The 22,823-nt window shown below is 70.8% G+C and carries 19 protein-coding genes and 2 riboswitches; of the genes, 7 read left to right on the plus strand and 12 right to left on the minus strand.

Annotated elements, in window-relative coordinates; genetic code table 11:
• Both ABEA24_RS09020 and ABEA24_RS09025 read right to left on the minus strand, forming a co-directional pair.
• Positions 1 to 3,141: a glycosyl hydrolase gene (locus ABEA24_RS09020; RefSeq protein ID WP_345430221.1), complete on the minus strand. Its 3,141-nt coding sequence runs from the start codon at positions 3,139 to 3,141 to the stop codon at positions 1 to 3.
• Positions 3,142 to 3,190: 49 nt separating this feature from the next.
• Positions 3,191 to 4,825: a GH39 family glycosyl hydrolase gene (locus tag ABEA24_RS09025; RefSeq protein WP_345430222.1), complete on the minus strand. Its 1,635-nt coding sequence runs from the start codon at positions 4,823 to 4,825 to the stop codon at positions 3,191 to 3,193.
• Between the two features lie 176 nt (positions 4,826 to 5,001).
• Here ABEA24_RS09025 and ABEA24_RS09030 point away from each other — a divergent pair, with 176 nt between their 5' ends.
• On the plus strand, positions 5,002 to 6,183 hold the full coding sequence (locus tag ABEA24_RS09030; protein ID WP_345430223.1) for an ROK family protein: 1,182 nt from the start codon (positions 5,002 to 5,004) through the stop codon (positions 6,181 to 6,183).
• A gap of 476 nt (positions 6,184 to 6,659) precedes the next feature.
• Here ABEA24_RS09030 and ABEA24_RS09035 read toward each other — a convergent pair whose 3' ends face one another.
• The 5 genes from ABEA24_RS09035 to ABEA24_RS09055 all read right to left on the minus strand — a co-directional run bounded on the left by ABEA24_RS09035 (position 6,660) and on the right by ABEA24_RS09055 (position 11,397).
• On the minus strand, positions 6,660 to 7,793 hold the full coding sequence (locus ABEA24_RS09035) for a tetratricopeptide repeat protein (protein WP_345430224.1): 1,134 nt from the start codon (positions 7,791 to 7,793) through the stop codon (positions 6,660 to 6,662).
• A gap of 293 nt (positions 7,794 to 8,086) precedes the next feature.
• Entirely contained in the window at positions 8,087 to 8,416 is a 330-nt protein-coding gene (locus tag ABEA24_RS09040) for a hypothetical protein (protein WP_345430225.1), read from the minus strand.
• Between the two features lie 250 nt (positions 8,417 to 8,666).
• On the minus strand, positions 8,667 to 10,112 hold the full coding sequence (locus ABEA24_RS09045; protein ID WP_345430226.1) for a serine hydrolase domain-containing protein: 1,446 nt from the start codon (positions 10,110 to 10,112) through the stop codon (positions 8,667 to 8,669).
• A 241-nt stretch (positions 10,113 to 10,353) separates the two neighbouring features.
• The gene (locus tag ABEA24_RS09050) at positions 10,354 to 10,515 is read right to left on the minus strand and encodes a DUF397 domain-containing protein (protein WP_345430227.1); all 162 of its coding nucleotides are present in this window, start codon (positions 10,513 to 10,515) and stop codon (positions 10,354 to 10,356) included.
• Between the two features lie 24 nt (positions 10,516 to 10,539).
• Positions 10,540 to 11,397, minus strand: coding sequence for a helix-turn-helix domain-containing protein (locus tag ABEA24_RS09055; protein ID WP_345430228.1), 858 nt, complete (start codon positions 11,395 to 11,397; stop codon positions 10,540 to 10,542).
• Between the two features lie 329 nt (positions 11,398 to 11,726).
• Between ABEA24_RS09055 and ABEA24_RS09060 the strand changes: the two genes are divergently transcribed.
• From ABEA24_RS09060 to ABEA24_RS09075, 4 genes are all read left to right on the plus strand, one after another.
• Positions 11,727 to 12,152 (plus strand): RlpA-like double-psi beta-barrel domain-containing protein, encoded by a 426-nt coding sequence (locus ABEA24_RS09060; protein ID WP_345430229.1) that lies wholly within the window; start codon positions 11,727 to 11,729, stop codon positions 12,150 to 12,152.
• 14 nt (positions 12,153 to 12,166) lie between these two features.
• Positions 12,167 to 12,769, plus strand: a complete 603-nt coding sequence (locus tag ABEA24_RS09065) for a cell wall protein (protein ID WP_345430230.1) — start codon at positions 12,167 to 12,169, stop codon at positions 12,767 to 12,769.
• Between the two features lie 18 nt (positions 12,770 to 12,787).
• Positions 12,788 to 13,618 carry a MauE/DoxX family redox-associated membrane protein gene (locus ABEA24_RS09070; RefSeq protein ID WP_345430231.1) on the plus strand — a complete coding sequence of 277 codons (831 nt, stop codon included), beginning with the start codon at positions 12,788 to 12,790 and terminating at the stop codon, positions 13,616 to 13,618.
• A gap of 297 nt (positions 13,619 to 13,915) precedes the next feature.
• On the plus strand, positions 13,916 to 14,452 hold the full coding sequence (locus tag ABEA24_RS09075; RefSeq protein ID WP_345430232.1) for a TrmH family RNA methyltransferase: 537 nt from the start codon (positions 13,916 to 13,918) through the stop codon (positions 14,450 to 14,452).
• Positions 14,453 to 14,513: 61 nt separating this feature from the next.
• Here ABEA24_RS09075 and ABEA24_RS09080 read toward each other — a convergent pair whose 3' ends face one another.
• Positions 14,514 to 14,798 (minus strand): MoaD/ThiS family protein, encoded by a 285-nt coding sequence (locus ABEA24_RS09080; RefSeq protein ID WP_345430233.1) that lies wholly within the window; start codon positions 14,796 to 14,798, stop codon positions 14,514 to 14,516.
• Between the two features lie 8 nt (positions 14,799 to 14,806).
• Positions 14,807 to 15,922: a WD40/YVTN/BNR-like repeat-containing protein gene (locus tag ABEA24_RS09085; protein ID WP_345430234.1), complete on the minus strand. Its 1,116-nt coding sequence runs from the start codon at positions 15,920 to 15,922 to the stop codon at positions 14,807 to 14,809.
• A gap of 422 nt (positions 15,923 to 16,344) precedes the next feature.
• On the opposite strand from ABEA24_RS09085, the gene ABEA24_RS09090 reads away from it, so the two are divergent.
• Positions 16,345 to 16,773, plus strand: a complete 429-nt coding sequence (locus tag ABEA24_RS09090) for a hypothetical protein (RefSeq protein ID WP_345430235.1) — start codon at positions 16,345 to 16,347, stop codon at positions 16,771 to 16,773.
• Between the two features lie 67 nt (positions 16,774 to 16,840).
• On the opposite strand, the gene gcvP is transcribed toward ABEA24_RS09090, so the two are convergent.
• Positions 16,841 to 19,678 (minus strand): aminomethyl-transferring glycine dehydrogenase, encoded by a 2,838-nt coding sequence (gene gcvP / locus ABEA24_RS09095; protein ID WP_345430236.1) that lies wholly within the window; start codon positions 19,676 to 19,678, stop codon positions 16,841 to 16,843.
• Positions 19,679 to 19,737: 59 nt separating this feature from the next.
• Positions 19,738 to 19,838, minus strand: a riboswitch (glycine riboswitch).
• A 1-nt stretch (position 19,839) separates the two neighbouring features.
• Positions 19,840 to 19,936, minus strand: a riboswitch (glycine riboswitch).
• Between the two features lie 131 nt (positions 19,937 to 20,067).
• Here gcvP and ABEA24_RS09100 point away from each other — a divergent pair.
• Positions 20,068 to 20,937, plus strand: a complete 870-nt coding sequence (locus tag ABEA24_RS09100) for an SCO6745 family protein (protein WP_345430237.1) — start codon at positions 20,068 to 20,070, stop codon at positions 20,935 to 20,937.
• A gap of 27 nt (positions 20,938 to 20,964) precedes the next feature.
• Here ABEA24_RS09100 and ABEA24_RS09105 read toward each other — a convergent pair whose 3' ends face one another.
• Both ABEA24_RS09105 and ABEA24_RS09110 read right to left on the minus strand, forming a co-directional pair.
• Entirely contained in the window at positions 20,965 to 21,819 is an 855-nt protein-coding gene (locus ABEA24_RS09105) for an ABC transporter permease (protein ID WP_345430238.1), read from the minus strand.
• Positions 21,816 to 22,775 (minus strand): ATP-binding cassette domain-containing protein, encoded by a 960-nt coding sequence (locus tag ABEA24_RS09110; protein ID WP_345430239.1) that lies wholly within the window; start codon positions 22,773 to 22,775, stop codon positions 21,816 to 21,818. The genes ABEA24_RS09105 and ABEA24_RS09110 overlap by 4 nt, the downstream gene beginning before the upstream one ends.
• Positions 22,776 to 22,823: the final 48 nt, after the last annotated feature.

Raw genomic sequence — 22,823 nt, forward strand, 5'->3', positions numbered from 1 at the left:
TCAGCGCAGCGGGGACTCGGCGTACGGGGTCAGGACGACGGGGCCCAGCAGGCCGGTTCGCTGGTTCGGCAGGCGGTAGGTGGCGCCTCCGGTGGCCTTGACCGCGTTGTAGAGGGTGGTCGAAACGGTCACGGTGATGGTGTTGGAGCCGGCGTGCAGCTGCTTGCCGAGGTCGATGCGGTTGATGTCGCTCTGGTCGATCCCGCTCACCAGGCGGCCGTTGACCTCCACGCGAACGGTGTCGACCGCCTTGCCGAGATCCAGGTAGGCGCCGTTGTCCTTGTTCCAGCCGGCGGGCATCACCACGGTGGTGGTGTAGGTGCCGACGCCAGAGGCGTTGCCGAGGTCGGGACTCGTGGTGATCTCACTCCACGATGGCAGCGTGCCGTCGTGCTTCGCGACCACTTCTGTCGTGGGGAGGGTCGTCTTCCTGGTCTGGCCCTGGGTGGCTCCGGGGGTCCAGGATTCGGCGGAGAGTCGCCAGGACGTCGGCTTCTGTGGCGGCGGAACGTCCTTGATGACGGTGGAGACCCTACGGCCGATGTCGAGGACGGCGGTGTAGTCACCGTCGCCGGTGGCGCGGGCGAGCAGCGAACCGTCGCCGCCGTAGCGAACGTCCGCGTTCGTGTCGACGGCGTACCTTGCGTTCGGTTTGGCGCCGTAACCCTTACCGGTGACGGCGATGACGGTGACGTCGTACGGCGCCGACTTCACAGGAACCCTGATGGAGCCCCGCTCCTTGGTGTAGGCGGCGATCGGATCGATCGTGCCCGTCCAGCTGTCGAGGCGGTAGGGGCGTCCACTGCCGGCGAGGGAGATCGTGGTGTCGGCCCGAGAGCCGGATCGGTTGTAAATGAAGTAGTAGTCGGCGTCGCCCGCGTTCCGGTGCACCGTCTCCAGCGCTCCTGCGGACGATGCGGCCTTGGCGTCGGGCCCCAGGCCGGCGTCGTCGAGCGCGGCCGGGAGTCCGGCCTCGTCGGCGAGGTGCCGGACGCCGGGCTGGTGCAGCAGCTGCGTGATCAGGGCCTTGACGCGCGCGTCCTGGCTCGCGGTGCCCGCGCCGGGCACGGCCGAGGGGGTGTCGCCGATGACGAAGACGGGCAGGCCCTGCCGGGCGAGGGTGAGGATGCGCTCGGCCGCGTCAAGGGTGATGGTGGTCTGGTCGTTCAGGACGAGCCCCTTGTAGGCGGCGCCGTCGGGCAGGAGACGGCGGTCCTTGTTAGGCGCGCCGGCGAGCGTGTCGGGCGTCAGGTACTCATAGGTGTAGCCCGCGGCGGCGGTGGCCGAGTCGACGCCGAGCATGTGCGCCGGCGCCTCGTGGGAGCCGACGCTCTGCCCGGCGAGGCCGAGATCCTGGTAGTAGACGGCCAGGTCGAGCCGTGGCCTGCCCTGCCGCAGGACCAGTTGGAGCCGGGAGAGGTGGTCGTTGACCGTACGGTAGTCCCGCCACTGCGGGGCACGCGGTCCGAACAGCTCTCCCACGTTGAGGTAGCCCCGGATGTTCCACGGGTTGTATCCCGGCCACGTGCCGCCCTCGCCGGGGTTGGGAGATGCGAGTCCGGCCGGTGCGTCCTTGTAGGCGAAGCCGTGCCACACGACCTGGGTGACGCCTCCGGCGAACGCCTTGTAGGCGCTGTCGAGGTTGCCGTTCTGGGCGTCGCCGTTGACCCACGGCTGGTCCGTCGTGAGGTCCTGATTAAGGTCGCGGCCGGAGACGGTAGACCGGTAGGCGCCGTTGAAGACGGCGCAGCACTCGGTGGAGATCCGGGTCGTGCCGACGCTGTGCGCCCCGCCCGCGAGGACCTTGTAGTCCTGCTCGGCGCCGTAGGCGTTCGGGCTTCCGAAGTCGAGCGACTCGCCCTCGGGGACGCCCGTCACCCGGGCGGCCCGGCCGGTCTGGATGGGGTCGCCGTAGGCCTGGGCGCGGTAGTTCACACTGTGCGACCTGGCCCAGCGCTGCAGGCCGGTCACGTACCGGTCGATGTAGAGGTCGCTCCAGGTCTGGCGGTAGTCCTGCCGGAAGCGGGCTCCGCTGCCGTCGCTGAAGTCGAACGCCGGGCGGGCCGCTCCCTGCTGGCCGACGCCGGTGAGCGCCGGAAGCGCCTCGATGATGGAGTAGCCGCGGCGCTTGGTGAACTGGGACGCGAAGTCCCAGGTCCACAGCTGGTCGGCGCCCATCTCCAGGGAGTCCTCGAAGATGGAGCCGGTGCCGTTCATCCTGCTGAGCAGCCGCCTGGTCTCGGGAGTGAAGATGGCGGAGTCCCAGAAGGAGGCGACCGCGTTCGCTCCGGCGCTGCTGAGGTGGTCGACGACGTAGTTCGGCGTGGTCGCGGACAAGCCCGTCTTCGTCAGGCCGTCGGCCGTCTGGTAGAAGGCGAGCAGCGCCCAGGTGCCCTTCGGCGCGGTCCAGTCCAGCGTGCCGTCCTTGGCATCCTTGGTCAGATCGGTGACCGTGGACCTGTCCAGCTGCCGGGACCCGCCCTCGGGCATCGGGCATGAGTCCTCGACGCACTTGACGGCCGCGACGGCGACGAGTGTGGTCTTCGCCCCGGCCGGCACGCCCGACGTGGGCGTGGGCAGAGCTCCTCGGAAGGCCGTCCCGCCTCTCACGAACGCGGTGCCGTACGCGAGCTGCTGTGCCGCCGCGGGGTCGTTGACGTCTGTGACGGTGGGCACGGTCGGCGGGTAATGGGGGCCCATGTTCTGGTCCACCGTCAACCCGTACTTGTTCGCCTCGGCGATGATGACCTGCAGCTTTCGCGTCCACAGCCTGGTGCCCCAGCCGTAGGTCCTCAAGAACTCAGGCTGTTGGTTTCCGGCTCCCGGCACCCCGAACGGGGCCACTTCCACGCCGCCGGCGCCGGACGCCGCGATCTGCTGGACCTCCGCGCGCAGTTCGTCGTCGTCGGTGTGGGCGAGCGGCACCCACCACCGGTACTTGGGCCGCACGTTTGCCGGCGGGTTCTGGAAGGTGCCTGCCGTCAGCGTCGGTGCGCGATCCGGCACGATGGCGATGGCGCTCGGCGGGGCCGCCGTGACCGCGCCTGCCGCCGACGAGACGCTCATGCCGACGGCCACCGCGCCGATGGCGAGCATCCTGCCGACGCCACGCCGGCGGAGCGGGGGCGAGTTAAGACTCACGAATCAGTTCCTTATTGAACGGTTTTAATCCCCTTGGCCGAACGTCCGTTCAGGACGTGATGTGGATCGCGGCGACTCCTTCGGCGGGGAGTGTGAGGGAGAAGCTCGTGATGCCGGTGGCGCGGTCGGTCTTGAGCTCGAGGGGGTGGCCGTGGAGCTCGCTGGCGTCCTGCAGGGCGCGCAGTTGGCGTCGGCTGGGGTACTCCGGGGAGCCCATCTGGACCCACTCGCGCTGGGGGTTGGTGTGGTCTTCGTCGATGAGCTGGACCCGGGCCCGTGCCCGGGACCGCAGACCCCGCACCTCAACGGTCAGCTTCGCGGGTTGGGCAGGAGTGGGTTTGCTGCCGTCGCCGGTGGCGAGGGCGTGGTTGTACAGGAGGACGTCGACTCCGCCGCCCGCGGCCCCCGTGATCGCGATCCCGCCGGCTGTGGCCGGCGCGCCCGACAGAGTGAGCGGAACGCGGCGCTGCCCCACCTTGTGGAGGATCTGCAGCAGTCGATAGGACGGCTTCTTGATGCCGTGGATCGTCTGCAGGCCGAACCCGCCGTGGAACGGCTTGTCGGCCTGGCCGGCCTCTTCGAAGATGTCGGTGAACGCCCAGTAGGACAACGCGTCCACGACCCCCGCCGTCTCGGCGATGGTCCGCAGGAAGCTCGCGGCGGCGTCGGATCGGTCGAGCTCGGCGTCGCCGAGGTCCGCCGAGACGTTCGTCTCGGAGATGTAGAGGGGAATGCCTTTGGGGGTGTCGGCGCGGTTCTGCTTGAAGAACGTCGCCGCTCCCTCCGGCCCCGCACCGGTGTCCGTCTCGTACCCGTGTGCGGCGCCGAAGTCGACCGGGACGCCGTTGGCGGTGGCCCACTGCATGAACTCGCGGTAGTACTTCACGCCGGGAGAGCGTGGCGGGCCGAAGCTGAGCTGGCCGGCCGACGTCGCCGGGCCGCCGACCTGCAGGCTCGCGTCGACGTTCTTGATCGCCTCCGCGGCGTATCGGTACAGCTTGAAGTAGGCCTGCTGGTCCCCGTTGAAGAACACGGACAGATTCGGCTCGTTCCAGACCTCGAACGGCCACTTGCGAACCTCGCCGATGCCGTAGCGGTCAACCATGTGCCGCGCGAAGTCCCCGACGACCTTGCCCCAGAGCGCGTAGTCCTTCGGCTCCATCTGGTTGAAGTCGTAGAGGAAGACACCGAAGGGCTGCGGGGAGGCCTGTAGGGCCGCCGGCATGCTGCTGAGCTCGACATAGGGGTGCATACCGCGGTCGACCAGTGCGTCGTAGATCTGGTCGACGTTGAAGAAGGAGTAGTCGTCGTTCGACAACGCCGGGTTGCGCGGCCGGCCGTTGACCGTCGGGAAGTACGTGCTCATCGAGCTGTTGAGCACCCCGTGGAAGCGCAGCGACTGGATGCCGAGCTCGTCATGGCACGCGAACAGCTGGTCCTGGTAGTCCCGGCGCAGCGCCTGCTTCGCCCAGTCCCCGCCGACGACCCGCTCCCACACGTGCGGAAACGGCGAGGTCGGCTTGGTCAGGTCGACGATGACCTGGGCACCCGTGGACCGGGTCTCGGCCGCCGCCGCGGTGCCGGGGCGGAGCAGCTCAGCGCCCAGCACCGAACCGGCCGCGGCGGCACCGCCGGCGAGCATCTGACGACGGGTGAGGCCCTGGCGGGCGGGGGTCTCTGCCATGACTCTCCTTAAGGGCACGCATCGATGCGCGCATGTTCCGGCGGCCGCGCCGAGGCGACGGCGCAGGTCGTCTGCCGGAACCTAACCGTCGGACTCCTCCGGATACAACGATTAGAAGTGTTGCGATCCAGCCAATTAATCGCCGAATCAGCGATAAATGACCTAGGCTTGCGGGCGTGACGCACGGACTCGAGACGGCGGGTCTTCGCGGCGCGGAACGCCGCGTCGTCGAGCTCCTCGACCAGCACGAGGCCCTCAACCGCGCCGAGCTCGCCCGCCTCGCCGCACTTCCGGTCAGCACGGTGACGGGAGCGACGGCCCGGCTGCTCGCACGCGGCGTACTCGAAGAAGCTCCTAAATCCGGGCACGATCCGGCGCCCGTGCGGGGCCGGCCCGCCACAACGCTCCGGCTTGTACGCAGGGCGTCCCTGGTCGGCGCGGTCGTCGTCACGCACCGGGTCGTCCGTGCCGCTCTCGTCTCCACCGACGGGCGGCTGTACGGGCGGGTCGAGGCGCCGTACGACTGGCTGCAGTGCCCGGACATCGTCGCCGAGGTCGCCCGGCTGCTGGCCACCGCCCGCGAGAAGGCCGCCGGCCCGGCGTCTCTGGACCACGTCGTTCTCGGCGTGCCCTTCCCCTACCAGCAAGGCGTCGGCTTCTCGCGGCTCGAGGCGTCTGTCGCGCGTCCCGCGGATCCTCCGCCCATGTCCGCGTGGCTGTTCAGGGACCTCGCACCGGACCTGACCGCCGCCTTCGCGGTGCCTGCGACGGTCGACAATGAGTGCAACCTCGCCGCACTCGGCGAGGTGGCGTTCGGCGCCGCCCGGGGCCGCCAGCACGTCATCTACCTGAAACTGGTCACCGGGATGGGTGCCGGTCTCATCGTGAACGGCCGGCTCGTACGCGGCTCGAACGGCCTCGCCGGCGAGCTCTCCCATCTCCACGTCGACGCCGCCGGGCCGATGTGCCGCTGCGGGGCGCGCGGATGCCTGGGCACGGTCGCCAGCCCCGACCACATCCTCGACGCCGCGCGCCCACTGCTCGGCGCCGACGTGAGCATCTACGACATCCTCGGGCTCGTGGCCCAGGGCGACCCCGCCGTCCGGCGCGTTCTCGACGACCTCGGCCGCCTGGTCGGGCAGCACCTCGCCCCCGCCTGCGTCATGCTCAACCCGCAAATGATCGTCGTGGACGGAACGCTCGGCCCCGCGGCCGCTCCCGTCATCGAAGGTCTCCATGACGGGCTGCGTCGGCACATGCCCGCCGGGGCGTACCAGGCACTGACGCTCACCGTCGGCAAACTCGGCGACGACGCGGAGCTACTCGGAGCCGCACAGGTCGCCCGCACCCCGGCATGAGGTCGAACGGACGACCTCACGCAGACGGACCGCCACCGCGGTCATCGACCTCCCGGCGGCCGTCTTGGCGACCGGCGATTCAGCGGCGGTGGAATATTCTCAAGAGTTCCCGGTCCGTAACCGGCGATACGAAGGCTCCGTTCAGAATGCCGTTGCTCGCGGTACCACAGGCGTACAGAATCGAGACTCTGAGCTCAGGCGCGCTGGGATATCTCGCGATGAACAGCAATTGCCGCTCAGAGGCCTCCATAGGGCATCCGTAAAGCCCCCTCTATCGAGCTCTCGAAATTCCCGCGTCTGCCGAGCGCGTCCTGCGAGAGGAGGGGAATGCGGACACATCGCCAATATCGTTAACCAGCGCCCGGCAGCACCTTTCACCGCTGTATCCGCCGGCAGGAGAACCCCGATCGCCAGGATCATGGCGATGGGAACAACCAGCCGACGAACGACGGAGATCCTGCTTGGCAATGCCGCCCCTACCCGAGGTCGGTGTCGGGCCAGTCGGGGGGCAGGACGGGGACGTCGGAACCCATGGCCTGCCGGAGGCGCTCGGCGAAGCTCTCCTGCAGTGTGCGCCCCCACGGGTAGGCCGTGGGCACCCGTACGGCCTCCCCCAGCACCTCGTAGGCCTCGGTGGGCAGGCCGTCCGCGCCGTCGGCGTAGCGGGCGGCGATCACGGCGTACATGTGGTCGAGCGCCCCGAAGACCTCACTGGTGAGCGCCGGCAGGGAGCTGGCGCGTACGGCGGCCTCCACCTCACCCTCCCACCAGAGATCCTCGCCCTCGGCCGCGAACGTCCGGCGCAGCCGGGCCCGTACGTTCTCGCCGAGCGCCGGGTCGTCGAGACCCCGCCGCCAGATCTCCTGGGCGGCCTCGTCGCGGCCCCGCAGGGGAAGCGTCCGGGCAAGCAGCTCGATGGCCAGGGGGACGACCTCCGGGTCGGCGTCCTCCCCCGGCGTCACACTCCCGAACGCGTTGATCGCCTGCTCCAGGTGGGCGATGCCCAGGCTGACCGCGAGCCGCGCGTGCGCCTGCGGATCGCGACCCCGGTCAACGAGCTCCAGCGCGCTGGACAGCACCCGCTGGGCGCGCGCCGGCTCGCCCCACTCGATCAGGCGAAGGGCCAGGTCGTGGGCTGCGACCGGCGCGTACTCCGGATCCTCGGTGGCGATGACCTGCTCCCACCACTCGCACGCCTGGCGGGCGTCGCCGTCCTCGTCGGCGATCTGGGCGAGCGCGAGGCAGGCCGGCGGAAGGTAGGCACGGTTGCCGAAGTCGACCACGGTGCGCCAGGCGTCGCGGGCCTGGTCGCGCTCGCCGGCCCGCTCCCATGACAGCGCGAGGTGGTACGCGGCGCGGGGGCCGTACTCCGGATCCCCCGTCCCGATCGCAAGCCGGTCCGCCTCGCGGGCACCCTCGTGATCTCCACGGCCCTCCAGCACGACCGCGAGGCCCAGCGCCGCCTGCGCCCGTTCGGAGGTGTCGCCGGTCTCCAGGACCCTGCGGAACAACTCGGCGGCGCGTTCGAGATCGCCGTTCTCGGCGTGGTTACGGGCCTCTTCGAGAATGGTCGACGGGTCGGCCGTCGCCTCGTCCGGAGTCGTGCTCATCGCTCCCTCCGATCGCACGACGACCCGTCGGCCGGGGTCCGTAGTGATGCCTCGTCGCTCGCACTCATTCTCCGTGCCCTTGGGGGTAGGCGCCGCTTTTTGCGACGAGCCTAACGGGGCGGAGCCCGCTTCGCCCCCTCCCGCGCCGTCGATCTGGCCCGCTGGAGGTCACCGGAGCGGAGAAGCCGCGCGAACGCGTTGTCCCACCGCTACATCGGCTCGCGGAAGCGCCCGCCACCCTGCGTTCTGGGGGTGGCGGGCGCCGAGGTGCGTGCCGGTCGGCGGCGTGGCGGCTATTCGCAGTGGAAGCCGCGGACCCAGACCGGGATCTCGGCGAAGCCGGAGTGCTGCCCTTCGTGTGCTCTGCAGGTCACGGTCTTCTCGGCCCCCTCGTGATGGCCGGTGATGGTGAAGGCGCCGACGATCGGGCCACGATGCGGGGCTCCATGGAACGGGAAGCAGTTGTGTTGCCCCATCCAGGCGCCGTCTCCGTGGGGGTGTAGCAGGTGGCAGCGGTAGCCGGGGAGGGGTGGTTGAGCCGCAGTGGCGACGGCCGGGCTGACGCCGGCACCCACCATTGCGGCGGCCATGGCCAGGCCGGCCAGCGGAACACGCGTGATCACGGGATCCTCTTTCTGGTGTCTCGGAACTGTGCGATCCCACAATTATCACGCTGGGTATCTGAATGGCTACACTGAGCCAGGTTGGCGTTTCGTCGCTGCTACCCCATTGGCCTGTAGAGCCGTGTCTAGGTGTCCGCCATTTCCCGCAATTTACGGGGGACATTTCGGCCCGCCCGGAGCTCGGATGTGGTGGCGCGACTCGACCACGAGCACGGATTGCTTATTTTTGAACAAGCGACCTATCTCAGAGTCAGGAGGCGTCGCGCGTCAGCTTGAGCGTCTGGATCCTCGGTGGATCCTGGGGGTTGAGGCGGATCTCGCAGCGGATATCCCCGCGTGCGCCGTGAACCGGCCACACGACATGGGCGGGTGAGTCCGAGCGGATCACCTCTTCCGGTGCGGCCGGTTCGAGCAGCGGCCCCACCTCGTCGATCAGGATCTTGAGCTGCGCCCGGCGGTGCGTCAGGTCCAGGTCCATTTCGAGGTTGTCGGCGAACCACTGATCGACCACGGTGGTATCCCACTCTCGCAGTAGCCGTTCGACGGCGGCCCGTGCCCGGACGGTCTCCGGCCAGAGCACCGCGTGAGCCGACGGGTCGGCCCGGTCTGCCAGGAGAGTGCGTAGGGCGGCCGTCGCCTGTGCGGCGCCCGTGACGTACCTGGCGTTGGTCAGCACGATGACCCCCAGGCCCGTACTGGGATGCCAGCGCATGTGCGATCCGAAGCCGGGGTAGCCGCCGTTGTGCGCGACGACCGGACCGTACGTCGGGTCGTGCTGGATCATCAAGCCATGGCCGTAGCCCACGGTGACGGGCCCAAATCCGTCGCCCGCGTTCGCGGTGCGTGGGGGTGCGACGGCCTGGTGCGCCTGCTGCATGGCGCGGCGGGACGCCCGGCGCAGCGGGCCGGCGTCCGTGCCGTCGCGCGCCGGGAAGGCGTCGGCGAGCCAGCGCACCCACCGGGTGAGGTCCTCGATCGTGCTGAACAGGCCGCCCATGGCCGAGAACACTCCTGGGCCGGAGAACGGCACCGCCCGCCAGCTCTCCTCGAACCGGAAGTGGCCCGTCGCGACGCCACCGGGCGCCGCGACCGAGGTGTCGAACCCGGTCGCCGTCATCCCGAGCGGGCGGATCAGGTGCCGGTCCACGAACTCGCGATAGGGCATCCCGGAGGCGGCCTCGACCACGCAACCGAGGACCGCGTATCCCAGGTTGGAGTACTCGAAGCCGGTTCCCGGAACGCCGACGAAGCGGACGCCGCCGGTCAGCAGGCGGCCGAAGTCCTCTCTGGTCATCGACTCCTGGCGATCGGCCCACGGGTCATCGGTGGGCAGACCACCCGACATGGACAGCAGCATGCCCACCGTGACCTGCGGAGAGTCGCTCGTCGGGAGCCGCACCGCCCCGAACTCGGGGACGTACCGGCCGACCGGGTCGGCGAGGTTCACCGCTCCCCGATCAGCCAGGATCATGACCGAGGCTGCGGTGAAGCTCTTGGTCATCGACGCGATACGGAAGGCCGTCGCCGCGTCCGGGGCGGCCCCGCCCAGGCGGACGACGCCGTGACCGGCAGCGTGCACCGATCCCGCGCGGTCCACCACCCCGTACGCGAGCCCCGGTACGACATCGTCGTCCACGAGCGCGCGGAACGTCGAGTCCACATCGTCGAGTGCCCGGCGGCTCGTTGTCCGATGCATGGACGCCGTCATCCATCGCCCCCTATCCGGAACGCGGCCCGCGGCGTCGGTGGTCTCGTGCGATGGCGCGCCGCCGCGTTCGCCGTCTGGTCGTCAGCGAGGACATCTACCACTGGACCGCCGGACATCGCCACCGGTGTCCGGCCGATCGGCCTGGTCGGCGACTACCTGCTGCACGAGGCGGGCGAGCGACGCCTATCTCAACCTCAACGGGCCCGGCGTCGTACGAGCGGACGGCCCGTCAGCGGACGACCACCGCCACCTCGACGCAGGAGCCGCCCTCGGCATTGCTGCGCGCGCTCTTGCGCCAGGGCACCGCCGCGACCTCGACGCAGTCGCCGCCTTGCGGATTACTGCGGCTGCTCTTGCGCCAGTCGGCTCCTGCCAGCTCCGATGCTGCCACGACACGCCCTCTTCCGTCGGTCGGCTACAGCTCTTTCATCACCGCCGCGATCATCGCGAGCGATTTGTCGATGCCCACGCCGTTCGCGATCAGGTGATCGATCATGTTCCTATATTCCTGGATTTCCTCCTCGCGTTCCAGATAGAGCGCGCCCGTGGAGTACTCCATGTAGACGATCGGCGAGTCGTTCGAATCGGGGAACCGGAGGTAGTTGAACGACTCCGGCGTCGCAAGCACCGGGCCCGCCTCGTACGGGAGGACCTGAATGACGACGTTGGGGAGTTCGGACAGCCGGAGCAGGTGCTGGAGCTGGGCGCGCATGACCTCCCGGCCGCCGACGATGCGGTGGAGGACCGACTCGTCGAGGATGGCCCAGACGCGCAGCGGGTCCTCCTTGGTGAGGAGCTCCTGCCGGGCCATGCGCAGCTCGACGCGGCGGTCGACCTCCTCCGGTTTGAGGCGGAGGACGTCGACGCTCATCAGGGCGCGGGCGTAGTCGGGGGTCTGGAAGAGGCCGTAGAGGAGCTGGGAGCGGTACGCCTCGATCGACGAGGCGGCCGTCTCCAGCCCAAGGAAGATCGAGAACTTGGCGGGGAGCACGTCGTCGTACCCCTGCCACCAGCCCTTCTTCCGCGAGTCGCGGGCGAGGCCGGTGAGCGTTTCGCGGACCTTCTCGTCCGTGACGCCGTACAGGTCGAGCAGGTCGCGGACGTCGCGCGGATGCAGTGGTGTCCGCGCCGTCTCCATGCGGCTGAGTTTGGTGGGTGAGCACTCCAGGTGCGCCGACGCCTGCTCGAGCGTGAGGTCGGCTCCTTCCCGGAGCCTGCGCAGCTCCAGCGCCACGCGGCGCCGCCGGAACGTCGGGCTGTCTTTGATCGCCATCGTGCCTCCTTGGGGGGATTCCGCAGCACCATCGTCGCGAGAGCGATGACTCTCCGCAAGCGGTTCGTCGCAATTCGCACACAGGACATGCGCTCAGCGACTCTCCCGCGACAGTGGCCTGATCTGGACATCTCCCAGCGATTTGGACATACGGCACGGATTAGCCAGCCGCTCTGACGAGCGAAGGCACGGGGATCTGCTAATAACGCACGCTGCCGTTTGTAGAAACTTTCTTTTTATCCGTCCGTTGACTCCGTAAGTTTCCTTCCTCACCATCGGAGGCACCCCGGGCAGGCCTGTCACCTCGAATCCACCGAACGGAGACTGTCATGGGCTGTTCCAACAGCAGCTCTCCCGCCTTTGGCGAGATGTCCTGGTTCTGCTGTGGTAGCTCCTGGGGCCCGTGCGGCAGCGCCGGCCACGGCGCCTGCGGCACCTGCAACTCCGGCTCCCACCAGTGCGCGTGGCCCAACACGTCCGACGCCTGCTTCAACATCACCCGGCCGGACCAGTGCGGTGAGGGCCTGTCCCGGCGCACCTGTGGCCACGTCTTCTACGTGACCAGCGCCTGCAGCGGCAAGTGCGTGAGCGTCTCGATCGCCGACTGCGGGCCGGACACCAACGCCTTCTGCGGCGAGCGGTCCTGCTGCGGTTCGACGTGTTACACGAACCGCCTCATCGACCTGACCCCCTCGGCGTACAGCGCCATCCTCGACCTGTCCAGCGGTCTTTCCGCCGCCCGAATCGACAGCTGACCGGAGGCCCCGCCATGCCCCAGCCAGACCGCCGCCGATTCCTGACCTCCGCGGTCCTGGGCGGTTCCGCCGTCGCCGGCGCCACCGCGCTCGGATCGCTCGCCCCCGAGGCCGCCTTCGCCGCCCCTCCCCGGATCGACCTCGACCCCGGTGCCCTCGACCCGAACTTCGCCGAAGGCCGGATCACCGCGATCAGCGGATCCCTGATCAAGGCGTCCGGCTCCGACCGGACCCTGCACCGCATCCATGTCACCGACGGCACCAGCATCTGGAAGCTCCGCCCGACGACGTTCGATCAGATCAAGGTGGGTGACGGGTTCTACGCCCGCGGCGTACGCCTGCCCGACGGCTCGCTCGCCGCCGACGCGATCTGGGTGAACATCGTGAACCTGGACGCGTCGATCGCGTCCATCGAGAGCAAGCGGCTGCACCTCGACCACGCCGGCAAGAGGGTCGTCGGACATGTGATCAGTGGCACGACCGCCGCGGTCTACAACCACGCCCCGGCCGTCGCCGACCTCACCCGCCTGCAGGTCGGCAAGCACGTCAAGGTGATCGGCGCCTGGCGGCCCGACACCAACGAGGTGGACATCGCGACCGTCTACGCCGGCGTATAGCCGGGGAGGGAGACACAGATGATCGAGTGGCCGGCGTCGGTTCAGCCGCTGTTCGTCGGTGGCACCCTGCTGTGGTCCGGCGCGATCAAGTTCGCCGGCGGATCGGCCCGTCGCTCCGCCGAGCGGTCGGCGCTGCCGTCGCTGGTCGGCGCGGGCCGCGCGCTGCTCGCCTACCGGCTGACCGGTGCGCTCGAACTGGCGCTGGCCGCGGTGCTGCTCCTGCCGCCCGTGTACGCCGGCGAGGCGGTGGCGGCCGCCGTGCTCGCCACCGGCTTCCTCGGGTACCTGGCCTACGCGCGGATCGCCGCGCCCGACTCCTCCTGCGGCTGCATGAGCACGCGCCGTACGCCGGTGACCGGACGCGGTTTCGGCCGCGCCGGGGTACTGCTGGTCGCAGCGCTGCTCGGCACGCAGGCGGACCGGTGGTGGGCCGGCGGCCTGGCCGCCCGCCCGTGGGCCGCCGGAGCGACGCTCCTCGGCGAGGTGGTCATGCTGGTCGCACTGTCGCCGGAGGCGGACCGGCTGTGGTTGCTGCCGCTACGGCGGCTGCGGGTACGGCTGCGGCATCCGCTCGCGGACCGGTCGTTCGAGATGCCCCTGGAGTCCAGTCTCCAGCAGCTCCACCACAGCCCGGCGTACCGCCGCGTCAGCGGCCTGCTCCGGTCGGGGCTGAAGGAGACCTGGGACGAGGAGGACGTCCGGGTGCTCTGCTACACGGCGGAGTACGAGGGCCGCCGCGCCACGGCGGTGTTCGCGGTGCCGCTGCGGCACTACCGGCCCGAGGAGATCCGCGGCGCCCTGGTCGACGAGACGGCCGAATCGACGCTGCTCGTCCTCGCCGGTGCCTGACCCCCGTGACCGGGCGCCCTCCGCCGCACCGGCGGAGGGCGCCCGGCCTCTTCACCCCTCTCCGCGGCCGACGGCTCGGCGCAGGTGGTGCGCGGTCACCGAATCGGTCGTACAGAGGAGGTCGGCGGGGGCGCCGCTGAACAACACCCGGCCCCACGCCTGATGGTGAGCGGGCACCGGCCGGAGTACGATCGGCCTCAACGCCCGGTCGATCGCCGGGCACGTCGATGGCTCGCGTCCGCCGCGAAGGGCGCCGCACATGACGATTCTCCCGAAGGGCGTTCCCGCCCGTACGAGGTGAGCCAGGAGGCGCCCGCAGGCCGGGCGATCCGGGTCCGCTCCCGTCGTGACCTGCGCGCCGCGCGCCGGCGGCGCGCCCACCGCTGCTGGGACCACCTGATCGCGGCGCCGCTGTGGCCGCTGCACGGCGCGAATCTCGGCACGCTGCTGCGCACCTGCGACGCCGTCGGGGCGTGCCTGGCCGTGCCGCGATTGCCCTGGGTGCCCGAGGCGCTCCGCCGCGGCAACACGCTGCGGAGCGAGAGCTGTGTGCACTGGGTGAACGACCCGTGCCGCTGGCTGGCCGAGCGACGCGCCGAGGGCACCCGGATCCTCGGGGTCGAGCTGGCCGAGGGCGCCGTACGGCTGGCCGACCTGCCGATGGCGCCCGGCCGTACGGTGCTCGTGCTGGGCCACGAGCAGAGCGGGATCCCGCCCGAGGCCCTCGATCTGCTGGACGAGGTGGTCGAGATCCCGATGATCGGGACCGGCGCGAGCCTGAACGTCGCTGTCGCCGGGTCCCTGGTGCTCTACAAGCTCGCGGGCATGGGGTGACGCCCGGCCGTCAGCCGCCCGCCACGCTCTACGTGCTCGCGGGCATGGTGACGCCCGGCTTTCAGCCGCCCGCCATGGCACCGACGATCATGAACGGCTCGGCTCCGGTCGCGACCGGCTCGGGCAGTGGCGTGTCGGGTGGCTCGTGGGACAGGTCCTGTTCGCAGGCGAAGAACCGGACGAAGGCCCGGCGCCGCTGCGAGGCGTGGTCGCGGATCGTGCCGCGCAGCACCGGGTAGCGGGACTCCAGCGCGTCGAGGACGGAGCCCGGCGTGGCCGGCGCGGGCACGTCGAGCTCCACCTCGCCGTGCACCTGGGCCAGGACCTTCAGGTGCGCCGGCAGCACGACGCGGATCATGGCAGGGTCTGGACTTCGACGGACAGGACGGCCGGAAGGTCCCGGACGATGGGCGCCCACGTGTCCCCGGCGTCGGCCGAGACGTACACCTGCCCGCCGGTCGTGCCGAAGTAGACGCCGCAGGAGTCGAGTGCGTCGACGGCCATCGCGTCCCGCAGCACGTTGACGTAGCAGTCGCGCTGCGGGAGCCCCTTCGTGAGCGGCTCCCAGTCGTTCCCGCCCGTACGGCTGCGGTAGACGCGCAGCCGTCCCTCCGGCGGGTAGTGCTCGGAGTCGCTCTTGATCGGGACGACGTAGACCGTGTCCGGCTCGTGGGCGTGCACCCCGATGGGGAAGCCGAAGTCGGTCGGCAGGTCGCCGCTGACCTCGCGCCACGAGTCGCCGGCGTCGTCGGTCCGCATGACGTCCCAGTGCTTCTGCATGTAGAGGGTCTCCGGCCGCGACGGGTGCATCGCGAGACGGTGGACGCAGTGGCCGACCTCGGCGTCGGGGTCCGGGATGCCCTCGGAGCGCAGGCCGCGGTTGATCGGCCGCCAGGTCTCGCCGCCGTCATCGGTGCGGAACGCGCCCGCGGCCGAGATCGCCACGAACATCCGCCGCGCGTCGGCCGGGTCGAGGATGATGGTGTGCAGGCACATCCCGCCCGCGCCCGGCTGCCAGGACGGTCCCGTGCCGTGCTCGCGCAGCCCCGGCAGCTCCTGCCAGGTCTGACCGCCGTCCGTCGACCGGAACAGCGCCGCGTCCTCGACTCCGGCGTAGACCGTGTCCGGGTCGGCCGGCGACGGCTCCAGGTGCCAGACCCGCGCGAACTCCCAGGGGTGCGGTGTGCCGTCGTACCACTGGTGGGTGCCGGGGACGCCGTCGTACTCGAACTTGTTGCCCACCGGCTCCCAGGTCCGGCCGCCGTCGTCGGACCGCTGGATCAGCTGCCCGAACCACCCGGTGGACTGCGAGGCGTACAGCCGTGACGGGTCTGCCGGAGAACCGGTGAGGTGGTAGATCTCCCAGCCGCCGAAGTGCGGGCCGCTGATCTCCCAGTCCTCCCGCCGGCCGTCCGAGGTCAGGATGAACGCGCCCTTGCGCGTGCCGACGAGTACGCGTACGCCGCTCATACTCACTCCTCTCCGCACCCCGAGCGCCCTGGCGTCGCCCAGAATGCGGTCCGATACCCGACATATCCACGTTGACCTGCGGGTTCGCAGGTCACTCACGTTAGACCACGGCGAGCCGAAAAACTCATCGCCCGCCCGAACCGTGATGACGACCGCCAGGAGACCGCCGTGTAGGACGGCACGACGCTCGACGAGTTGTCCGGCCGGCTGCGGGAACGGCGCGGCGCCGCGGCCGAGGCCGCCCGGCGCGCCGGCCGAACACACGACCTCGTGGCACGGCCGCCGCCTGGGCGTGCCGTACGCACCGGGTCCTCGGCCCTATGGCGAGGGGCGGCGATGGGGACCGGAGGCCCTTGTCCCGGGCACGCCCGGCTCAGCAGAGTTGATCTTTGCTCGAAGCAACGAGATCAAGGAGCAACGCAGTGCGCCTCACCCTTCGCAAGACCGCGCTCGTCGCCACGGCGGCCGTCATCGGCCTGGCCACGGCGAGCCTGGGCGGGACCGCCGAAGCCGCGGCCAAGGTCAAGCCCGTCACCGTCAGTTGCACGAGCAAACAGGGCGACAAGGGAACCCTCTACGTCTACAAGGCCAGCTGGGGGATCTACCAGGTCGACTACCGGATCAAGCTCAAGGGCTACGGGAAGCGCACGGCCAACGACATCCAGGTCCGAGACGAGGGCGGGCTCCCCGACGACGAGAAGTACTCGACCGGGAAGGCCTGGTCCGACAACAAGGTCCACCGGTTCCACTCGCAGCAGTACGGCCGGTCGTTCGGCTACTACCACGTCAAGTTCATCTTCGACATCCCGAAGAAGAAGGACCACTGGTGCACCACGAAGAAGGTCATCTGACGGCACGGTGAAAACGGCGGGACCGCGGGGCGAACCCGCGGTCCCGCCGTCGTTCGGCGGCCCGGCCTCAGGACTCGAAGGCCTCCGGCGGCGGGCAGGAGCACACCAGGTTGCGGTCGCCGTACGCCTGGTCGATGCGGCGCACCGGCGGCCAGTACTTGTTCTCCCGCAGGGCGGGCAGCGGGTACGCCGCGTCCTCCCTGCTGTAGGAGTGCTTCCAGTCCGCCGTGAGCAGCGACGCGGCGGTGTGCGGGGCGTTCTTCAGCGGGTTGTCGTCGGCGTCGTACTCCCCTGCCACCACCCGCTCGATCTCTTGGCGGATCTGGATCATCGCGTCGCAGAAGCGGTCGAGCTCGGCCAGGTCCTCGCTCTCCGTGGGCTCGATCATCAGCGTGCCCGCGACCGGGAAGGCCAGGGTCGGCGCGTGCAGGCCGTAGTCGATGAGCCGCTTGGCGACGTCCTCCGCCGTGATCTTCGTGTCCTTGGCGATCCGGCGAAGGTCGATGATGCACTCGTGCGCGACCAGGCCGCCCCGGCCGGTGTAGAGCACCGGGTAGTGGTCGGACAGGCGCTTGGCGACGTAGTTGGCGGCCAGCACCGCCGTCTCCGTCGCCGCGCGCAGCCCGTCGGCGCCCATCATCGCGATGTAGGTCCAGGAGATCGGCAGGATGCCCGCCGAGCCCCACGGCGCGGCGGAGATCGGGCCGCTGCCCGTCTCCGGGCCCGCCTCCGGGCGCAGCGGGTGGTTGGGCAGGAACGGCACCAGGTGCTCGCGCACCCCCACCGGGCCGACGCCGGGACCACCGCCGCCGTGCGGGATGCAGAAGGTCTTGTGCAGGTTCAGGTGCGAGACGTCCGCGCCGAACTCCCCGAGCCGGGCCAGGCCGACCAGGGCGTTGAGGTTGGCGCCGTCGACGTACACCTGCCCGCCCGCGTCGTGCACGCTCTTGCAGACCTCGGTGATGGTCTCCTCGTAGATGCCGTGCGTCGAGGGGTACGTGACCATGATCGCGGCGAGCTGGTCGCGGTGCTTGTCGATCTTGGCGTGCAGGTCGTCGAGGTCGATGTCGCCGTGGTCGGTGCTCTTGACGACGACCACGCGCATCCCGGCCATGACCGCGCTGGCGGCGTTGGTGCCGTGCGCCGAGGACGGGATGAGGCAGACGTTCCGGTGGCCCTCGCCGCGGGCGGCGTGGTAGCCGTGCACGGCGAGCAGGCCGGCCAGCTCGCCCTGGGAGCCGGCGTTCGGCTGCACCGAGACCTTGGCGTACCCGGTGATCTCCGCGAGCCAGGTCTCCAGCTCCTCGATCAGCCGGACGTAGCCGCGGGCCTGCTCCAGCGGCGCGAACGGGTGGATCTGCGCGAACTCCGGCCAGGTGATCGGCTCCATCTCGGTGGTCGCGTTGAGCTTCATCGTGCAGGAGCCCAGCGGGATCATCGAGCGGTCCAGCGTGATGTCCTTGTCCTGCAGGCGACGCAGGTACCGCAGCATCGCCGTCTCCGAGCGGTGCGCATGGAAGACCGGGTGCGTCAGGTACTCGCTCTCCCGGCGGACCGTCTCGGGCAGCGCGGCCCCCGCGATCACGGACAGGGCCTCGTTGCCGGCCAGGCCGAACGCCCGCCACACCGCGGTGACGTGCTCGTCCGTCGTCGTCTCGTCGCAGGCGATCCCCACGTGGTCGGCGTCCACCAGGCGCAGGTTGATCCCGCCCTCGCGCGCCCGCCGTACGACCTCCTCGGCGCGGCCCGGAACGCGGGCGAGCACGGTGTCGAAGAACGTCTCATGGGCGATCTCGGCGCCCAGCGCGGCGAGGCCGCCCGCGAGGCGCACGGCCTGCTCGTGGACCCGCTCGGCGATGCCCCGCAGTCCCTCCGGGCCGTGGTAGACGGCGTACATGCTCGCCATCACGGCCAGCAGCACCTGGGCGGTGCAGATGTTGCTCGTGGCCTTCTCGCGGCGGATGTGCTGCTCACGGGTCTGCAGCGCCAGGCGGTAGGCCGGGTCGCCGTCCACGTCGACGGACACGCCGACGAGGCGGCCGGGCAGCTGCCGCTGCAGGCCCTCGCGCACGGCCATGTAGCCGGCGTGCGGGCCGCCGAAGCCGTACGGCACGCCGAACCGCTGCGACGTCCCGACCGCGATGTCCGCGCCGAACTCCCCCGGCGGCGTGAGCAGCGTCAGGGCCAGCAGGTCGGCGGAGACGACGACCTGCGCGCCGCGCTCGTGCGCGGCCTCCGTCACGGCCGACAGGTCGCGCACGACACCGCTCGCGCCGGGGTACTGCAGCAGGACGCCGAAGAACTCGCCCTCGGGCAGCCCTCCGGACAGGTCGGCGACGACGACCTCGATGCCGAGCGGCAGCGCCCGTGTGCGGATCACCTCGATCGTCTGCGGCAGCGCGTCGGCGTCGATCAGGAAGGTGTCCCCGGCCTTTGCAGCCCGGTGCGCGAGGGTCATCGCCTCGGCCGCCGCAGTGCCCTCGTCGAGCAGGGAGGCGTTCGAGACCGGCAGCCCCGTCAGGTCGCTCACGACGGTCTGGAAGTTCAGCAGCGCCTCGAGGCGGCCCTGGGAGATCTCCGGCTGGTACGGCGTGTAGGCGGTGTACCAGCCCGGGTTCTCCAGGACGTTCCGGAGGATCACCCCGGGCGTGACCGTGCCGTGGTAGCCCAGGCCGATCATCGAGGTGAGGACCTGGTTCTCCGAGGCCAGCTCACGGAGGCGCGCCAGCGCCTGCACCTCGGTCAGCGCCGGAGGCAGGTCCAGCGGACGGTCGGTGCGGATCACCGTGGGCACGGCGGCGTCGACGAGGGCCTGGACACTCGGAAAGCCGGTGGCCTTGGCCATCTCGGCGCGGTCGCCGCGCGACGGCCCGATATGCCGATCGGCGAAGGGGACCTCGGTCATTGGGGAGCCTCCTGGTGCGATGGATGCGCAGCCACCACCGGGCAGGCCGGTGGCCGGTCTCCCCCTCTGTCAGTGAACCTGAGAGCTTCACCGCGCCGGGGGCGCGGCTTGCACCTTCGGTGAGACCCGGCTGGATCGCCGGCCCTGCTTTCCAGAGGTGCCTTCCTCGTACGGTCCTTTTGCCTGAGAGGTTCCGGGGAGGGTTGCTCCTTCGGCGCCCCGCACCACGCTGTGCGAGGTCTCTCCCGTACGAGGTCGACGGCGGTTCCACCCTACCGGAGGCCTCGCCCCTCTCCACGGGCCCGGTGCTCCGGAGATCAACGCCCCGGGAGATCGGCGCGTCGCCCCCATGCGACGATGGGCCGGCCCGGCGGCGACGAGGAGGTCCGATGGACGAGACCTGGCGGCTGATCGAGTGTTGTCACGCGTTCGTCTACTTCGCGCCGGAGGCCAAGGCGGCGTACGCCGACGCGGGCCTCAAGGGCTTCTGGATGGGCTACTTCGCCTCCCGGTCGGCGGCCCTGGGCGCGCCCGCTCCCGAGGTCGTCACGGCCGCGTTCTACAACTTCGCGCCGCGCATGGTCGCCCGTGCGATCCCGGACGCCTGGCGCTACTCCTCACCCGAGACCGTCCTCGCCGCCCGGACGGCCGTCGCCGGCCGGTCCCTGCGCCGCCTGCTCGGCGACCTGGTGGACTCGGCCGGCGTCGCGGAGGCCGCGGACCTGGCGGGACGGGCGGTGGAGGCGGCGCCGGCCACGGGCCGCGTCCTGTTCGCGGCGCACGCCGCCCTGCCCAGGCCCGCCGAGCCGCACCTGGCGTTGTGGCACGCCGTCACCGCGCTCCGGGAGTTCCGCGGGGACGGGCACGTCGCCACCCTGCTCGCCGCCGGGCTCGACGGCTGCGAGGCGAACGTCGTCGCCTGCGCACTCGGCCTCGCCCCGCCCGAGCAGCGCGGCTACCGGGGCTGGACCGAACAGGAGTGGACGGCCGCCGCCGACCGGCTGCGGGACCGGGGCCTCCTCGACGCGGACGGCGCTCTCACCGCCGAGGGCCGTGCGGACCGGCGGGCGATCGAGGACGTCACCGACCGGCTCGCCCGCCCGCCGCTGGACGCCCTCGGCCGGGACGGCGCGGCCCGGCTGGCCGACCGCCTTCGCCCGCTCGCGCGGCGGATCGTCGAGGCCGGCGCCCTGCCCTTCCCGAACGCGATGGCCATGCCCCGGCCCGGCGACGGCGCCGAGGACGTGGCGCCGTCATGACCTCGGCCGGTCCGGGGCGGGGCGGCGTCAGCGGTTCACCGTCCGGTACCGGTGCACCGCCGACGGGACGAAGACGACCAGCAGAACGGCCGACCACAGCAGGGTCGCGGCCACCGGGTGGCGAAGCGGCCACACGAGGTGGGCGTTCCCAACCACGCCGGGGCTGCCGAACAGATCCCGGCACGCCGCGACGATCGCGCTGACCGGGTTCCAGTCGGCGATGGCGCGCAGCCACGCCGGCATGCCCGTGGTCGGCACGAACGAGTTGGACACCATGGTGATCGGGAAGATCAGCGGGATGAGCTGGTCCAGCGTCTCCTCCTTGATCAGCAGGCCGAGCAGCACACCGGCCCAGCTGATCGCGTAACGCAGCAGGACCAGGAGGGCGAAGGCGGTCAGGGTCCGGACCGGCCCCTCGTGCGGGCGCCAGCCGACGGCGAAACCGCAGGCGACCATGACGACCATGCCGAGGGTGCCGGTGATGATGTCCGCGCCCGTCTGCCCGAACGGCACCGCCGACCGTGCCATCGGCATGGACCGGAACCGGTCCATGACACCGCGGCCGGCGTCCTGGGAGACCACCGTCGCGGTGGCCAGCACGCCCGTGAACGCGGTCATCCCGAACAGGCCGGGCATGAGGTACTCGCGGTAGTTCCCCCCGCCCGGGACGGGGATGGCGCTGCCGAACACGTAGCCGAACATCACCACCATGACCGCCGGGAACACCAGCTGGCCGACCAGCTCTCCCGGCTGCGACTTCAGGTGGCCGAGATTCCGCCGCACGATCGTCCGTCCGTCGGCGAACGCCCACCGGAGCCGTCCGGTGACCGACGCGGGCCGCGTCGGCAGCCGCAGGACGCTCACGCCGTCTCCCCCGCTCACGCCGCCACCTCCTCGGCCTCGGGAGCGCCGGTGAGACGGAGGAACACCTCGTCGAGCGTCGGGCGGCGCATGGCGACGTCCTCGGCCGCGACGCCGGCCCGGTCCAGTTCGAGCACCATGTCGGTGAAGGACACCGAGCCCTTGACGGGGACCCCGACCCTCCGGTTGGCGTGGTCGACCTCGGGCTCGGCGCCGGCGGTCCGCCTCAGCACCGCCGCGGCCGTCTCGAGCGTCGCCGCGTCCCGGACGACGACGTCGACCCGGGTGCCGATCGTGGCCTTCAGCTCGTCGGGGGTGCCGGAGGCGATCACCCGTCCGAGGTCGATCACCGCGATCCGGTCGGCGAGCTGGTCGGCCTCGTCGAGGTACTGCGTCGTGAGCACGACCGTCGTCCCGCTCGCGACGAGTTCGCGGACGGTGTCCCAGATCTCGCCGCGGCTGCGCGGGTCCAGGCCGGTGGTCGGCTCGTCGAGGAACAGCACCGGTGGGGCGATGATCAGGCTGGCGATCAGGTCGATGCGGCGCCGCATGCCGCCGGAGTAGGTCCGCACGATCCGGTCGGCGGCGTGCGCCAGGCCGAACCTCTCGAGGAGCTCGTCCGCCCTGGCACGGGCGACACGCTCGGGCAGGTGATAGAGACGGCCGAACATCCGCAGGTTGTCGCGGCCGCTGAGTTTGTCGTCCATCGAGGCGTGCTGGCCGGCCAGGCCGATGCGGAAACGCACCTCGTCGGCGTCGCGGACGACGTCGTATCCGGCCACCCTGGCCTGCCCCGCGTCGGGGAGGGCGAGGGTGGTCAGCACGCGCACCGCGGTGCTCTTGCCTGCGCCGTTCGGCCCGAGGAGCCCGCAGACGGTGCCGCGTGCCACCTCCAGGTCGAGCCCTCGCAGGGCCTCGGTCCGGCCGAACCGCTTGCGCAGCCCTTCGGCCCAGACAGCGATCTCTGAATCGCTCATCGTCACCCCGTCCTGAAACAGCGTACGTCGTACACGAGTCGTGTACAG

This window comes from Actinoallomurus vinaceus, from assembly GCF_039542055.1.
Lineage (GTDB): Bacteria > Actinomycetota > Actinomycetes > Streptosporangiales > Streptosporangiaceae > Actinoallomurus > Actinoallomurus vinaceus.